We start from the raw sequence: 15,614 nt of genomic DNA on the forward strand, positions 1-15,614 counted from the left end.
GGGGCGCACATTCAGACCCGGTGTCGAAAACAGTGAGGCGGGGCGGGGCGATTGGCAACGGCTGCGACGAGAGAGCGGTGTCGATCATGGTTGGCGCCTTCTGGCGAGGTCCCCAAGGTTCAGCAAGCACCGTGCCGCGCCGACGCGGGCGCTATCGGGCGAGATGGCCGAACCGGCTGGCCTTTGTTTCCAAGTATTTGTCGTTCACCCCGTTGGCGGCAAACAGCAGGCTTTCGCGGCCCACGACCTCAATCCCGTGCTTCGCGAGAGACTGCAGCTTGTCGGGGTTGTTCGTTAGCACGCGGACGCGGTTCAGGCCTAAGTCATGCAGCATTGCGGCAGCGGTGAGAAAATCGCGCTCGTCGGCGGCGAAGCCTAGGGCGCGGTTGGCGTCCAGCGTATCCAGGCCACGATCCTGCAGGGTGTAGGCCCGCAGCTTGTTGGACAGGCCGATTCCGCGGCCCTCCTGCGCCAGGTATAGCAGCGCGCCGGCCCCCTCGGCGGCCATGCGGCGGATGGCGCCGCGGAGCTGGGCGCCGCAGTCGCAACGCAGGCTGCCCAGCATATCGCCGGTGAAGCACTCGGAATGCACGCGGATCAGCGGCGCCACCGCGTTTTCCGGCCGGCCGACCAGGATGGCATACTGCTCCATGCCGGAACCGGGGGTGCGGTAAGACACAACGCGGGCGTCGGTCACGTCCTCCAGCGGCACCACCGCCTCGCTGACGCGCACCAGCGCGCCGGCGCTGAGCGTGGCGTGGTCCAACACGTCGGCGGGAACGACACCGGTGCGGCCGGGTGCGGATGCGACGAGCAGGGCGGGCAGCAACCGGGCCAGGACCGCAAGCGCCAGGGCCGCAGCGGCGTCCTGCGGGATGTCGGCCAACGCAATATGGGCGTGGGCAGGGGGATGGGTCGGGTCGGCCAGCGCCTGCAGTTCGGCGAGACCCATGCCGGCCGCGTCTACGGCCACCGGTCTGTCTGCGTCGACTTGGGGTAGGAGGGCGACAGCCCGCGCGGCTGATAGGAGCAGGACGGGTTGCGTGCCGGGTGCCAGCCGAGCCAAGGCAGCCATGCTGTCTGCATCGGCGGTTTCAACCGCGAGCAATGCCAGCGGGTGCTTCCCAGCCAGAATTACGGGCATGCCCCGGCGCAGCGCGGCCATGGCAGCCTCCACCGACTGAAGGCGCATGAGGGAGATTGGAGCAGACGGCGAATGATCAGGCATGGTCAGCGGGCCGGGATCCCAGAACAGGGGTGAGGGCGGTATTCAAGGCGGGGAACTGGCGCGCCAGCGGCACCTTCGTCCGGGTGCTCCGGCGATATGGGATGCTCCACTCTTGCACAACGAGCAAGATCACGGAAATGTGTGGCCGGATTGGTCATTGGGCAAGTCGAGTCGGCCGTGTCGCCGCGTTGTCATGCCCGACCGTCCCGTGTCACGAGTTGTTGGGCACACCAGAATGTGTGATCAAATTGGGTGCGGTGGCTTGCTCTTACCGCCTTCGCCGCTGAGGCGCAGGACGAACTGAATGAAGGAAGTCGCTGATGGCGGGCGAGCGCCCTATCCTGATCGTAGACGATGACCTCACCCTGCGGGAGACCCTGGTCGAGCAACTGCAGCTCGACGGGGAATTCGCCGCGGAGGAGGCCGGCTCGATCGGTGAGGCTGAAAACAAGGTGACGGCGCGGGACTCCCGCTTCGACGCCGTGATCCTGGATGTCGGGCTGCCTGACGGCGATGGGCGGGATCTGTGCGCTAGTCTGCGCCGCCAGGGCATGCGTATGCCCATCATCATGCTGACCGGGTCGGATGACGAGGCGGATGTGGTGCGAGGGCTCGATTCCGGCGCCAACGACTATATTGCCAAGCCGTTCCGGCTGAACGAGTTGCTGGCCCGGCTGCGGGCGCAGTTGCGCATCTTCGAAAATAGCGAGGACGCGGTCTTCACGATCGGGCCCTACACCTTCCGGCCGTCCGCCAAGTTGCTGCAAGAGCCGGTGAAGAACCGCCGCATCCGGCTGACGGAGAAAGAAGCCGCGATCCTGAAGTTTCTGTATCGCGCAGGCACCAAGCCGGTCGCCCGGCAGGTGCTGCTGAACGAAGTGTGGGGCTACAATGCAGCGGTGACGACCCACACCCTGGAGACGCATATCTACCGACTGCGCCAGAAGATCGAGCCGGACCCCAGCAACTCCCGCCTGCTGGTGACGGAGGGCGGTGGTTACCGGCTGGACCCGCAAGGCGTGCCGCCGATCGGCGCCTGAATAGGACATAGCCGGCCTCCCTCCCGCGGTGGGAGTGGGAGGCTGGCGTCCTACTCGCCGGCGACGAAGCGTTCCAGCCAATGGATGTCGTAGTCCCCGGCATTGAACGCCGGGTCGGCGGCGATGCGTTGGTGCAGGGGAATGGTGGTCTTGATGCCAACCACCGCGAATTCTTCCAACGCACGGCGCAAGCGGGCTATGGCGGTGGGGCGGTCCGTCCCATGGACGATCAGCTTTGCGACCATGCTGTCGTAGTGCGGCGGCACGACGTAGCCCGCATACAGCGCGGAATCGACGCGCACTCCCAGGCCGCCCGGGGCGTGGAATACGTCCACGCGGCCCGGCGACGGCGCAAATGTCTCCGGATCTTCGGCCGTGACCCGCACCTCGATGGCGTGGCCGGAGAATTTCACCTCCGCCTGGGTATAGCCGAGGGGCTGGCCGGCGGCGATGCGGATCTGTTCGCGCACGATGTCGATTCCGGTGATCATCTCCGTCACCGGGTGTTCGACTTGCAGGCGCGTGTTCATCTCGATAAAGGCGAACTGGCCGTCCTGGTATAGGAATTCCAGCGTGCCGGCATTGCGATAGCCGAGTTTGGTAAGCCCGGCGCACACCGTGGCGCCCAGCGCGTCTCGTTCCGCCCCGGTGAGGGCTGGGGAGCCCGCCTCCTCCAGCAATTTCTGGTGGCGTCGTTGTAGGGAGCAATCACGCTCCCCCAGATGCACGACGTTGCCGAACGCGTCGGCCAGCACCTGCAGCTCGATGTGGCGGGGCTTGTCGAGGTATTTCTCGATATAGACCGCGTCATTGCCGAACGCGGCGCGTGCCTCGGCTCGGGCGACGCGCCAGGCCTCGCTCAGTTCGTCGGCGGTGTGGGCAACCTTCATGCCACGGCCGCCACCACCGGCAGCGGCCTTGATCAGCACCGGATAGCCGATGGTCTCGGAGACGGCGGCGGCTTCCGTCAGGTCGGCAACGGCACCAGGGCTGCCAGGCACCAGCGGGACGCCGAGGGACGCCATGGCGGCCTTGGCGGTGATCTTGTCGCCCATCATCCGGATATGCGCGGCGGACGGGCCGATGAAGGTGAGGCCATGATCCTCCACCATCTCCGCGAACCCGGCGTTTTCCGACAGGAAACCGTAGCCCGGGTGAATCGCGTCCGCGCCGGTGATGCTGGCGGCTGTGAGGATGGCGGCGACGTTGAGGTAGCTGTCCTTGGCCGAGGGCGGACCGATGCAGACGCTTTCGTCGGCCAGGCGGACATGCATCGCCTGCGCGTCCGCGGTGGAATGCACGGCGACGGTGGGAATGCCGAGTTCACGGCAGGCGCGCTGGATGCGAAGGGCGATTTCGCCGCGATTGGCGATCAGGAGTTTGCCGAACACTATTCCAGCACCATCAGCACCTCGCCGTACTCCACCGGCTGGCCCGAAGTGACGAGGATGCGGGTCACAGTGCCCGCGCGAGGCGCCTTGATCTGGTTGAAGGTCTTCATCGCCTCGATCAGCATCAGCGTCTGGCCGGCGGCGACGGCTTGGCCAGGGGTGACGAAAGGCGGGGTGCCGGGTTCGGCGGAGAGATATGCGACGCCGACCATGGGGCTGTTGATGGCGCCGGGGTGATCGGCGATTTCCACCGGGGCGGCCGCGACCATAGCGGGCGCGGGGGCGATGGCGGCGGCGATCATGGGTGCCATCGGTTGCGTCGCGATGGCGGCTGGCTTGCGGGCGACGCGGATGCGGCTATCCCCGTCCGAGATCTCGATCTCGGTGAGACCGGTATCGGCGAGGATTTCGGCCAAGGCGCGGATTTCCGCGGTGTCGATGGGCAAACGGCTCATTGTGCCTCCCGGCGGTCCAGCAGCAAATCGGACATTGCAGTCAGTGCCAGTGCGTAGCCGCGAATGCCGAGGCCGCAAATGACGCCCTCTGCCACGCGCGACACCAACGAGCGCTGCCGAAACTCCTCGAGCTGGTGGATATTGGTGATGTGGACCTCGACGACCGGCAGTTCGCAGGCGGCAAGCGCGTCCATGAGGGCGACTGAGGTGGTGGTGTAGCCAGCCGGGTTGATGATGATCCCGTCCGCGCGGGTGCGAAACTCCTGGATCCAGGAAATCAGTTCGCCCTCGTGGTTGGACTGGCGGAAATCGATTGCCAGGTCCAAGGCTTCGGCGGTGTCGACGCAGAGTTGTTCGACATCATCCATCGTGTCGGCGCCAGCACGCGCAGCCTTGCGCAGGCCGAGCATGTTCATGTTCGGCCCGTTCAACACGGCGACAAGCGGCATGCGGCCCGGCGGGCGGTGTTCGGACATGGCGCGCGGCCCGTAGCACGCGGGGATGTCCCCGTCCAATACGCAGCGGGATTTGGCCCAGCCTCCCAATTTGACGACAAATCGGATCGTTCTGTGCGCGGTCCGTCACAGTGGCGTGATCAACTTTTCCGTGAGCATGGCGGTGGAGACACACCCTGTGTGGCGTGGAAGAGACTCGCACGGCGGCGCGGCGCTCGTCTTCACGATTAGGCCCGCGGGCGATCAGCGCTGCGAGTGAACTCTTGAAGTAACTTAGCACGGACAATACCCGGCAAGTATTGTTCGATGATGTGTGCGATAAGAAATCGTAAACTATGGCAGTGCTGTTGGCTGTAGTGTGGTTGCGGAAGCACATGTTTGGTTGGGGGTTGGCATCATACCGGCCGATCGCGCATTGGTTACCGCTTGATCTCGCAACCACCTTTGAGAGACTATCCATAGGCGCGGCTATTTTGGCGATCAGGAGCTTTGAACGCATGTTATCCCACCGACTGCTGATATCGGCTCTGGCCTTCACCGCGCTGCTTCCGGCTGCGGCAATGGCAGAAACGGTCGGCGTCGCGTCGTGGTACGGGGGTCAGCACGATGGGCGGCGCACCAGCAGTGGTGAAGTGTTCGACCAGGAGGGTCTCACGGCTGCCAGCCGCAGCATCCCGTTGGGCACGCTGGTGCGGGTGACGATGGCAGAGACCGGGCAGTCTGTTGTCGTGAAGGTGAATGACCGCATGGGTGGCCGTGGCGCCATTATCGACCTGTCCAAGGGTGCTGCCCGCCAGATTGGGTTGCTTGGCCGTGGCCGCGGCATGGTGTCCATCGCATCGGCCGCAAACGAGCCGCTGGAAGTCGCCGAGGCGACGGAAGACGAGGCGGCCGACATGCCGGAGACGGACGCTCCGCGAGCCCATCGTCGTGGATCGCATTCCCGCCGGTCGGTTGTTGCGTCGCGCCGGTCCCATGGTGGGGCTTCGGTGACCCTGGTTCATCAGACGATGCAGCATCACACCGTCCGCCGTCGCCGCGTGTAGCTGCCGCTCCGCCTTTTCGTGCCTATCCGGCCATCGCATGGCCGATGCGTCGCGTATGACCCTCTGCGGCGCTCAAGATGCGAGCCCGGCGAAATGCCCGGCTGTGGCCTCAGGGCCGTGTTCTTCCGACCGCCACGTCGCTCCAAATCGTATGTTGCATTTTGGTTGCATCCTGCCGGGATTGGCACGCGAGGACGCCGGCTAAAACCTATGTGAATCGCGCCAAGAGCTTGTAGTTACACGAAGTTAATCGTGGCTTAGATTTTCTTGGCGGTTGGTGAATTTACCGCTTGCGCCACGTGCCCGACGGTCCTATGTCCCGCGTCCACGCAGCAACGCACGTGCCTCTGGCCCTAGGGTTACGCAACGACGTCAAGCGTTCTGGCAATCGACTCTCACTCCGCTAGTTCGTTCGACCGTTCCGTCAACTCTCGCCCATCGCCTCAACAGGTGGGCGTCCACATCTGGAAGGATTCCGTGCGATGACACCCAAGGTCGCGCAGTTTCTGGCCGAGTCTCGTCCGGCCACGCCATGCCTGGTGCTCGACATAGATCGCGTGGAAGACAATTTCCGCGCTATCCACCAGGCGCTGCCGCTGGCACGCATCTACTACGCCGTAAAGGCGAACCCAGCCGCGCCCATCCTGGAGCGCCTGGTGTCGCTTGGCAGCTCGTTCGACGCCGCGTCGTTCGAAGAGGTCAGAATGTGCCTCGATGCTGGTGCGGCGCCGCTCGAGATCTCGTTCGGCAACACGATCAAGAAGATTTCGGCCATTCAGGGCGCCTATGCTGCCGGTGTGACGATGTTCGCCTTCGATTCCCAGGAAGAATTGGAGAAGCTTGCCAAGCATGCGCCGGGTAGCCGCGTCTATTGCCGGCTTCTGGTGGAGAACAAGGGCGCGGACTGGCCGCTGTCGCGCAAGTTCGGCACCACGGTGCAAAGCGCCCGGGACCTGATGATCCGCGCGGCCGAGCTGGGCCTCGACCCATATGGCCTGTCGTTCCACGTTGGCAGCCAGCAGATGGACACGGCCGCCTACGAGGTCGCAATCGGACAGGTTGGCATGCTGTTCACCGATCTGCGCGATGCAGGCGTGAACATCCGCATGGTCAATCTGGGGGGCGGCTTCCCGGTGCGCTACCGCGAGGAAGTGCCGACGGTGGACAAGTTCGCCAACGCTATCATGCACGCGATGACCGAGCATTTCGGCAACGATCTGCCGGAGATCCTGATCGAGCCGGGTCGATCCATGGTCGGCAATGCCGGCGTCGTGCATGCCGAAGTGGTGCTGGTCAGCCGCCGCATTCCCGGCGACCCGACACGGTGGGTCTACCTGGACATCGGCCGTTTCGGTGGCTTGGCGGAGACGGAGGGTGAATCGATCAAGTATCGGATCGAGACGCAGCATGATGGCGACGCCACCGGGCCGGTTTGCATTGCCGGGCCGACCTGCGATGGTGCGGACATCATGTACGAACGGAGCAACTATCAGCTTCCGCTGAGCCTCGAGATGGGGGAGACGGTGAACCTGATGTCAACCGGCGCCTACGTCACCACCTACGCCAGCCAGCGCTTCAACGGCTTCGCGCCGTTGGCTGAGCACTACATCTAACCCGCCTTGGGTTACGATCTCTACTATTGGCCGGCGATCCAGGGGCGGGGCGAGTTCGTTCGCCTCGCGCTGGAGGCCACCAGGACCCCCTACCGCGACGTGGCGCGCGAAGAGGGCGTGCCAGCGATGATCCGCAAGATGGGGGAGGGGGCGACGCCGGCCTTCGCGCCGCCGTTCCTGGTCGACGGGACCGTGATGGTCGCGCAGGCCGCTGGCATCCTTCAATATCTTGGCCCGAAGCTGGGGTTGACGCCGGAGGGCGAGGCGGAAGCAGTCTGGTGCCACCAGATCCAGCTGACGATCACCGATTTCGTGGCGGAGGCGCATGACACGCATCACCCGCTGGGGAACGGGCTGTTTTACGAGGACCAGAAGCCGGAGGCGTTGCGCCGGGCCAAGGGCTTTGTGGTGGAACGGATCCCGAAATATTTCCGCTGGCTGGAGCGGGCGATCCTGCGCAATCCGACGGGAACCGTTCATCTGGTCGGCGACGCGCTGAGCACCGCGGATGTGTCGGTGTTCCAGCTTGTCGAAGGCCTGCGCTACGCATTCCCGAACGCAATGCGGCGGTTCGAGCGGGATTTTCCGCAGACGGCGCAAGTGCATCGCATGGTGCGCGATTTGCCCGCGGTGGCGGCGTATGTGGCGTCGGACCGACGCGTGCCGTTCAGTGAGAATGGCATTTTCCGCCATTACCCCGAGCTCGACGCCGAGGGCGACGAGGACGAGTAAGTGCCGGCCGTTGCGTCAGGCCGGTTCTTTCACCCGCATCTCCGTCAGGATCGCGCCGATTTCCGGCCGGCACGAACCACAATTCGTGCCGGCCGTCGTTGCCTTGCCCACGGCGGCGACGCTGTCGCACCCGGCGGCAATGGCGGCGCGGATTGCGCCGGCGCCGACGCCCATGCAGACGCAGATCGATGGCTCGGGAGCCGCGCCATCGGCCCGGCGGCCGGCCAGCAGGGCGCGGCGGTCCGCAATTTCAATCGATTCGTGCGCGAACAGCTCCATCAACCAGTCCCGGGCGGGGAGCAGGTGGTTGCGGCCGGTGAACACGCAGGCTGCCAGCCGCCCGTCCTGCACTTGGGCAGCGCGGAAGATCCCCGCCGCCGGGTCCCGCAGCGACATCCAGCCATCCGGGCCGCCGAGGGAGGCGACCGTTGCCGCATGCGCATCCGCCGCGTCGCCGTGGCCGGCGAGTTCGTGGCGCCAGACCTGGCCCTCCAGCGGGATGACGGCACACCACTCCGCCGCCTTTGACCCGAGCAGCCGCCGGGTCAGGGCGAAGCCGTGCCAGTCCATGGCGGCGGGGCGCACTTGCACGGGGGTGTGCTTGAATTCCGGCTGGCCGCTGAGGGGGTCGACCGCGGGGTTGACGGCGCTGTTCACCCGCCCGCCGGCGCAGAATTCTGCGGTCCAATGCATCGGGGCGAAGACGGTACCCCGACGCAGGCCGCGATCATGCCGGACGCGCAAGGTACCGCTGCCCCAGGGGCTTTCGACGACGGCCAGGTCGCCGTCTTCCATTGCAGGCATGTCATCCGGATGGATGGCCAGGACGGGTTCGGGGATATGGCGGAACAGGCGGGCGGTTTTGCCGGTGCGCGTCATGGTGTGCCACTGGTCGCGTAGTCGGCCGGTGATGAGCACCAACGGCCACTCGACCGAGACAGGGTTTGCGGGCGCGCGATATGGCGTCGGCACCATGCGGGCACGGCCGCTGGGGGTTGGGAAGCCACCGCGGCCAAAGAGGCGAGACAGGGCGATGCTCTTGGCCGGGCGGGGCCAGCGGGCGGGCTTCATCGCCTCGTATTCCGCGTCGTTGAGCCGGGCCAGGGCGCTGATGTCGAACAGGCGGCTCCCGTCATTCTGCGTGCCGGAAAGCGTGGCGTGCTCGCGAAAAATCTCGGCGGCGTTGCGCCAGGCGAAGGCGGCGCCATGCCCCAACCGGGCTGCGACCTGCGCGATGATCCACCAATCCGGCCGCGCTTCCCCAGGCGGAGAGAGGAAGGACCGCTGGCGGCTAATCACACGCTCGCTGTTGGTGACGGTGCCGTCCTTCTCGCCCCAGGCCTGGGCGGGCAGGCGGACATGGGCAGACATGCCGCTGTCGGTGTTGGCGCAGTCCGATATCGCCAGGAACTCCGCCTTCGCCAGCGCCGCCCGCGCCATGTCGCCATTCGGCAGGGAGACCGCAGGGTTGGTGCCGATGACCCAGAGCGCGCGAACCTTCCCCGCGGCGACGGCTTCGAACAGCGAGACGGCCTTGAGCCCGGGATTGGTTGCCAGGTTCGGGGCGGACCAGAAATCTCGCAGCAGCGCCAGGTCGCTGGCCCGTCCGAATTCCAGATGCGCGGCGAGCAGGTTGGACAGCGCGCCCACCTCGCGTCCGCCCATCGCGTTGGGCTGCCCGGTGATGCTGAACGGCCCGGCGCCGGGCTTGCCGATGCGCCCGGTCAGCAAATGGACGTTGATGATGGCGTTCACCTTGTCCACGCCGGCGGAGGACTGGTTCACGCCCTGGCTGAACATCGTCACTGTTTTGGCGGTCGACGCGAACAGTTCGTAGAACTTGGTGATTTCCGACTGGCGCAACCCGCAGATGGCGGCGACGTCGGCCACGGTTCTGCCGGCCGCGAGGGCATCGTCCACGTCCTCCAAATGGGCGGCGTAGGTACGGTCGGCCCGGCCGCTGCGGTGGAGGTAGCGCAATAGGCCGGCGAACAGCGCGACGTCCGTGCCGGGGGCGATGGCGAGGTGCATGTCCGCGCCCTCGCACGTCGCAGTGCGGCGCGGGTCAATGACGACGACGCGCATGGTGGGGCGGGTGGCGCGGGCGGCGGCGATGCGCTGGAACAGGACGGGGTGGCACCACGCGGTATTGCTGCCGACGAGCACCAGTAGGTCGGCGAGTTCCAGGTCTTCGTAGACCGTGGGCACGATGTCTTCGCCGAAAGCGCGGCGATGCCCAGCGACGGCGGAGGACATGCAAAGGCGCGAGTTGCTGTCGATATTCGCTGTGCCGAGAAAACCTTTGGCCAGCTTGTTGGCGGCGTAATAATCCTCCGTCAGCAACTGGCCGGAGACGTAGAGCGCCACGCTGTCTGGCCCGTGTTCGGCGATAGTGTCGCGGAATTTCGCTGCGACGAGGCCCAGCGCGTCATCCCAGGAGGCACGGGCGCCGGCGATTTCGGGATAGAGCAGGCGGTTTTGCAGCGACAGGGTTTCGCCGAGGGCGGTGCCCTTGACGCAGAGGCGACCAAAATTGGCGGGGTGCACCGGATCCCCGGCGATCTCCGCAAACTCCGGCCCAGTCGGCCGGGCGAGCACGCCGCAGCCGACGCCACAATATGGGCAGGTGGTGCGGACCGCCGGGGCGTCCGTCAATACACGTCCCGCAAATAGCGACCTTGCCGGGCAAGGGCCGCGATCCAGTCCTTTGCCTGCGATTCGTCCAAACCGCCCTGGCTGCGGGCGATGTCGCGCAAGGCGGCGTCGACGTCCTTCGCCATGCGCATCGCGTCGCCGCAGACGTAGAAATGGGCGCCGTCCTGCAGCCAACGCCACAGGTCGGAAGCGCCCTCGCGCATGCGGTCCTGCACGTAGATTTTCTTCGCCTGGTCGCGGGACCAGGCGGTGTCCAGGCGGGACAGGGTGCCATCCGCCAGCCAACCCTTCAGCTCGTCGGCGAAGAGGAAGTCGGTCTTCTCGTGCTGGTCGCCGAAGAACAGCCAGGTCTTTCCGGTGTGCTTGTGGGTCGCGCGCTCCTGCAAGAAGGCGCGGAACGGGGCGATGCCGGTGCCGGGACCGACCATGATGACCGGGGTCGATGGCTCGGACGGCAGGCGAAAATGGCTGAGCTGGATGTTGGCGAGGATCTGGCCATGCACGGCGGCCCGGTGCGCCAGGAACGAGGACGCGATGCCGTGCCGCAACCGGCCGCGCCGCATCGCCTTCACCACGCTAACGCAGAGATGTACCTGCCCCGGCTCCGCCGCGATGGAGGAGGCGATGGAGTACAGCCGCGGCTTCAGCGACGGCAGCGATTTTGCCAGGTCGAACAGCCGCGGGCGAGCAGAGGGAAAGGCGATCAGCAGATCCAGTAGATCCGCGTCGGCCGGTTCGGCGCCATCATCGCCATCGGCCAGGTGGCGGATGGCGATCGCTTCCTTCTCGTCGGTGGCGGACATGGCGAGCAGGTCCAGCGTGCGGTCCAGCGGACGCGCGATGTCCAATTGCCAGGCGAGCGCGTCGCGTGCGGTGCGCATGGTGCCGTCCGGGCAGGGCAGCAATTCATCGCCCGCGGCGCGCAGTTTTTGCAGGCAAGCTTCGACCAATTCGGGGTCGTTTGGCGCGGTGATGCCGATGGAGTCGCCGGGTAGGTAGGTCATACCGGACGGCGACAGGTCGATCACCACATGGCGCACGTCTTTGGCGGAGCCCTCGCCCGTCAGCCGATCGGCAGCCAGCACGCGCACGGGCATGCCGGTGGGCACGGTGGGGGCGATCGATTCGGCGGGAGGCGCGATGGCGATGGAATCGGCCGGGCGATCGGCCAGCAGCTCCTTCACCTTTTTGCTTGTCGGCTTGGCGCCGGGCACGCAGAGCGAGGCGGAGGTTTCCTTGCCGCTGGCGAGCGCTTCGGCATAGCTCTGGCAAAGATACCCGCATTGGCCGCAATCCAGCTGCGCCATGGCGGCCATCAGCTTGCGCTCGAACGGCTTGCCCTCGGCCAGGGCGAGACGCTCGTCCATTTCCAGCGCTGGGTCGTGCCAGGGGAAGTCCTCTTCTTCCGCCACCGAACTGGCGGTCGACATGCCGGCACCGCCGTCTGTGGTGCCGCCGTATAACCCAGCCAGAAAGCCGTTGAGCCAGGCGCGTTGGGCGGCGCTGAACGGAGCGTTCTCGGGGATGACCGGAGTCGTGGCCGGGTTCATCGCGTTCATGCGGCGGTTCCCACCAAAGCGGTGAGCGCATCGTCGGATTTCGTGGCGGACCAGGCTTGGAAGCTTTGGTCCGGGGTGCGTTCCGTCTTCCAGGTTTCAAGCAGGGCCAGCACCAGGGGCGGCACGTCCTCGGCCGCGACCGCGGGGCGGATGAGGCGGCCGATGGCTTGGTTGGGGCCGGCACCGCCGCCGACATGCAGGTCGTAGCCTTCCACCATGTCCTCCCCCCGCTCCACCTTGGCGCCAAGCAGGCCGATATCGGCGATATAGTGCTGAGCGCAGGAATTGTGGCAGCCGGTCAGGTGGATGTTGATCGGGGCATCCACCTCGATCCGTTCCTCCAGCCACTCCACCAACCCGGCGGCGTGGCCCTTGGTGTTGGAGGCGGCAAATTTGCAGCCCGCATTGCCGGTGCAGGCGACCAGCCCGGTGCGCAGCGGGCCGGCAGAATGGCCCAGCCCGAGCGCCTCGATGGCGGCCAGCGCCTCGGGGATGCTTTGGTTGGGAATGTCGGAGATTAGCAGGTTCTGCCAAACGGTCAGCCGGATGGTGCCGGACCCAAAGCGGTCGGCGATGTCGGCCAGGCCGCGCATCCGCTCCACCGTGATGCGGCCGACGGGAACCACCACGCCGACATAGGACAGGCCGAACTGGCGCTGCGGGTGCACGCCGATATGGGCGCTGCGGGATTGTGCGGGGGTGGGCAGCAAGGCCTCGGGCGGCAGGCGGGTGAAGGGGCGGCCTGTCTCCTCCTCCACCGCGGCGAGGAATTTGTCGAAGCCCCAATCGTCCAGCACGTATTTCAGCCGGGCCTTCAGCCGGTTGGTCCGGTCGCCATTGGCGATGAACACGCGCAGGATGGCGTCGCACACGGGCGTTGTGTCGCCGGGTGCGACGACGATGCCGGTGTTGCGTGCGAAATCCTTGTGCCCGGTGATGCCGCCCAGGGCGAGCGTGTAGTAGACGCCGCCGGGCACACCGAAGCCGTCCTGCACCTGCACGGCGGTGAAGGCGACGTCGTTGGTATCTTCCAGCACTGGAACCACGCCGCAGCCGTCGAAGGCGATGTTGAACTTGCGCGGCAGGCCATACAGTTCGCGGTGGTTCAGGATGTGGTGGTGGATGCGCCGGGCATCGGCGCGGGTGTCGATCAGCTCCTGCGGGTCGATCCCCGCGGTGGGGCTGCCGGTGACGTTGCGCACGTTGTCGGCGCCCGAGCCGCGGGAGGTGAGGCCGAGATCGGCCAAGCGGGTGAGGATTTCCGGCGCGAAATTGGCGGCGATCTCGCGGATCTGCAGGTTGGCGCGGGTGGTGACGTCGGTGTAGCCGCCGCCCATTTCCTCCGCCATGTCGGCCAGGCCGCGGAATTGCAGGGTGTTCAGGATGCCGCCGGGCATGCGCAGCCGGCACATGAAGCTGTTCTGCGCCGGGGCGACGAAGAACAGGCCGTGATACTTCGTCAGAAAGACGTCGGTGCCTTTGGGGAATTTGTTCTCCCCCGCCAGCGCGCTGATTTCGCCGAAGCGGTCGAGCGGGTTCTTCTTCCGCTTGGCGTCTTCTTCCGGCACTAGTTTGCCGCCGCTGGCCAGGGTGCGGTCCTGGGCGGCCCGTTGCAGGTCGGTTGGGTCGGGCGAGGCGCCGCTGCCCCCGGTAAGTGGGCCGTTCTTGGCTTCCACCCCGGCCATGAAGCCCTTGAGATATTCCTGTTGCTCGGTCGAAAACGGCTGATCGGTCATGCGGCCCACTCTGCAGGCTGAAAAGCTGGTCCAAAGGGAAGGGTTGAGCGGGCGGCGCCGATCGGGCGGCCGTCCTTGATGATGGCCAAGTACCATGGGGCGTCCCCGGTTTCTCCGTAGAGCACGGCGCCCACCAAGCGGTCGTCCCGCATCAGCAGCCGGCGATATTGGCCAGCCTCGGCATCGTCCAGCACGATAGGGTCCCCGCCCTCGATCTCCCCGGCGGACCACACGCCTGCGCCGGCTACTTTAAGCGCGGTGGCGTCGGCAGAGACGGGGACGTAGCGGGCATCGCGGCCGAGGATGGCGGCGGCGGCTACCTCCGCCTGCGCGAAGGAGGGGGCGACCAGGCCGACGCATTGCCCGGCGTGCTCGGCGCACTCACCGATCGCCCAGATCGACGGATCGTCGGTGCGCATGGCATCGTCCACCAGGATGCCGCGATTGACGGGCAGGCCGGCGGAGCGGGCGAGTTCGGTGTGCGGGCGGATGCCGACGGCCATGACGACGATGCGGGCGGGAACGCGGGTGCCGTCGGCCAGCAGCACGGCATCTTCCTCAATCGCCACGGTTTTCGCGTTGGTGATGGTCGCGATGCCCTGGCCGGCGAGGCGACGTTGCAGCAGCGCGGCCGCGCCATCGTCCAACTGCCGTTCCATCAGGCGGCCTACGGCATGCAGCACGGTGACCCGCATGCCCCGCTTGGCCAAGCCGGCTGCGGCCTCCAGCCCCAATAAGCCGCCGCCGATGACGACCGCGTCACCGCCAATAGCGGCATGGGCGATCATCTGGTCCACGTCTTCCAGTGTGCGGTACATGAGCACACTGGGCCGATCGGCGCCCGGGAAGGGCAGGCGAACGGGTTGCGCACCGGTGGCGAGGACCAGACGGTCGTACGGGATAAACTCACCAGACCCGAGCATGACGCGTTTGGCATGCCGATCCAGCGCCGTCACAATCGTGCCCGGCCGCCAGGCGATCTGGTGCTCGTCCAGGGCATGGGGGTGATGGGTGATGAGCGCGTGGGCGTCCAGGTCGCCGGCCAGGTATTGGCTGAGGGCCACCCGGTTATAGGGATGCGCTGCTTCACCGCCGACGAGAGTGACCGCCGCGCCTCCGTTGGCCAGGCGTTCCGCGCACCGGGCTCCTGCGGGGCCTGCGCCAATTACGACAACCTGGTAAATTTCACTGCCCATTAGCCGATTATAGCAACTGCCTTGGGCAGGTGCAGCGTGCTCGACAGAGTTTGATGTCGATTAGAGCAAGCGGACGCCTAGGCTTTGAGCAGGTCTACGCGAGTGAGATTACTTTACGAGCAAAGAATGCCCGGTCATCTCCGCCGGCTGTGGCAAGCCGATCAGGGCCAACATCGTAGGCGCCAAATCGCCCAAGCGCCCGTCCCGAAGGGTCGCACCGCCAGCGCCGGCCAGCAGCAGGGGCACGCGGTTGGTGGTATGGGCAGTGTGGGGCGCGCCGGTAACAGGGTCGCGCATCCGTTCGCAATTTCCGTGGTCGGCAGTGACCAGCAGGGCGCCACCCTGGGCGGCGATGGCATCGGCAATGGCGCCCAGTCCCGTGTCCACCGCCTCCACCGCCGCAATCGCGGCCGCCAGCTTACCGGTGTGGCCGACCATGTCGGGATTGGCGAAATTCAGCACCACCATGTCGAACCGGCCGGTGCCTATGGCCTCGACGGCGCGCCGG

Annotated in this window: 12 protein-coding genes and 1 pseudogene; 4 read left to right on the forward strand and 9 right to left on the reverse strand. The window is 66.4% G+C overall.

The genetic code is table 11. The features are described 5' to 3' along the window. Window positions 1–151 precede the first annotated feature (151 nt). A complete protein-coding gene (gene ribA / locus GSQ76_RS06805; protein WP_272482677.1) occupies window positions 152–1,165 on the reverse strand; it encodes a GTP cyclohydrolase II in 1,014 nt (337 codons plus the stop codon). 383 nt (window positions 1,166–1,548) lie between these two features. On the opposite strand from ribA, the gene GSQ76_RS06810 reads away from it, so the two are divergent. Then, on the forward strand, window positions 1,549–2,268 hold the full coding sequence (locus GSQ76_RS06810; RefSeq protein ID WP_158743161.1) for a response regulator transcription factor: 720 nt from the start codon (window positions 1,549–1,551) through the stop codon (window positions 2,266–2,268). 50 nt (window positions 2,269–2,318) lie between these two features. Here GSQ76_RS06810 and accC read toward each other — a convergent pair whose 3' ends face one another. The 3 genes from accC to aroQ are packed head-to-tail and all read right to left on the reverse strand — an operon-like array spanning window position 2,319 to window position 4,590. Further along, window positions 2,319–3,659 (reverse strand): acetyl-CoA carboxylase biotin carboxylase subunit, encoded by a 1,341-nt coding sequence (gene accC / locus GSQ76_RS06815; protein WP_158743162.1) that lies wholly within the window; start codon window positions 3,657–3,659, stop codon window positions 2,319–2,321. Next, window positions 3,659–4,114, reverse strand: a complete 456-nt coding sequence (locus tag GSQ76_RS06820; protein ID WP_158743163.1) for an acetyl-CoA carboxylase biotin carboxyl carrier protein subunit — start codon at window positions 4,112–4,114, stop codon at window positions 3,659–3,661. The genes accC and GSQ76_RS06820 overlap by 1 nt, the downstream gene beginning before the upstream one ends. After that, window positions 4,111–4,590 carry a type II 3-dehydroquinate dehydratase gene (gene aroQ, locus GSQ76_RS06825; RefSeq protein ID WP_158743164.1) on the reverse strand — a complete coding sequence of 160 codons (480 nt, stop codon included), beginning with the start codon at window positions 4,588–4,590 and terminating at the stop codon, window positions 4,111–4,113. The genes GSQ76_RS06820 and aroQ overlap by 4 nt, the downstream gene beginning before the upstream one ends. A 476-nt stretch (window positions 4,591–5,066) precedes the next feature. Here aroQ and GSQ76_RS06830 point away from each other — a divergent pair, with 476 nt between their 5' ends. The 3 genes from GSQ76_RS06830 (at window position 5,067) to GSQ76_RS06840 (ending at window position 7,960) form a co-directional block, all read left to right on the forward strand. Next, window positions 5,067–5,615, forward strand: a complete 549-nt coding sequence (locus GSQ76_RS06830) for a septal ring lytic transglycosylase RlpA family protein (protein WP_158743165.1) — start codon at window positions 5,067–5,069, stop codon at window positions 5,613–5,615. A gap of 482 nt (window positions 5,616–6,097) precedes the next feature. Next, window positions 6,098–7,228, forward strand: a complete 1,131-nt coding sequence (locus GSQ76_RS06835; RefSeq protein ID WP_158743166.1) for a type III PLP-dependent enzyme — start codon at window positions 6,098–6,100, stop codon at window positions 7,226–7,228. Between the two features lie 6 nt (window positions 7,229–7,234). Then, a complete protein-coding gene (locus tag GSQ76_RS06840; protein WP_158743167.1) occupies window positions 7,235–7,960 on the forward strand; it encodes a glutathione S-transferase in 726 nt (241 codons plus the stop codon). A 15-nt stretch (window positions 7,961–7,975) separates the two neighbouring features. Here the strand turns inward: GSQ76_RS06840 and GSQ76_RS06845 are convergent, their stop codons facing one another. The 5 genes and pseudogenes from GSQ76_RS06845 to GSQ76_RS31685 all read right to left on the reverse strand — a co-directional run. Next, on the reverse strand, window positions 7,976–10,615 hold the full coding sequence (locus GSQ76_RS06845) for a nitrate reductase (protein ID WP_158743168.1): 2,640 nt from the start codon (window positions 10,613–10,615) through the stop codon (window positions 7,976–7,978). After that, the gene (locus GSQ76_RS06850) at window positions 10,612–12,174 is read right to left on the reverse strand and encodes a sulfite reductase subunit alpha (protein WP_216850936.1); all 1,563 of its coding nucleotides are present in this window, start codon (window positions 12,172–12,174) and stop codon (window positions 10,612–10,614) included. Before GSQ76_RS06850 ends, GSQ76_RS06845 begins: the two co-directional genes overlap by 4 nt. After that, window positions 12,171–13,910 carry a NirA family protein gene (locus tag GSQ76_RS06855; protein ID WP_158743169.1) on the reverse strand — a complete coding sequence of 580 codons (1,740 nt, stop codon included), beginning with the start codon at window positions 13,908–13,910 and terminating at the stop codon, window positions 12,171–12,173. The genes GSQ76_RS06850 and GSQ76_RS06855 overlap by 4 nt, the downstream gene beginning before the upstream one ends. Then, entirely contained in the window at window positions 13,907–15,106 is a 1,200-nt protein-coding gene (locus GSQ76_RS06860) for an NAD(P)/FAD-dependent oxidoreductase (protein WP_158743170.1), read from the reverse strand. Before GSQ76_RS06860 ends, GSQ76_RS06855 begins: the two co-directional genes overlap by 4 nt. 108 nt (window positions 15,107–15,214) lie before the next feature. Continuing rightward, window positions 15,215–15,614: pseudogene (locus GSQ76_RS31685) on the reverse strand (2,3-bisphosphoglycerate-independent phosphoglycerate mutase); the annotation flags it as partial.

The organism is Acidisphaera sp. L21, from assembly GCF_009765685.1.
Lineage (GTDB): Bacteria > Pseudomonadota > Alphaproteobacteria > Acetobacterales > Acetobacteraceae > LMUY01.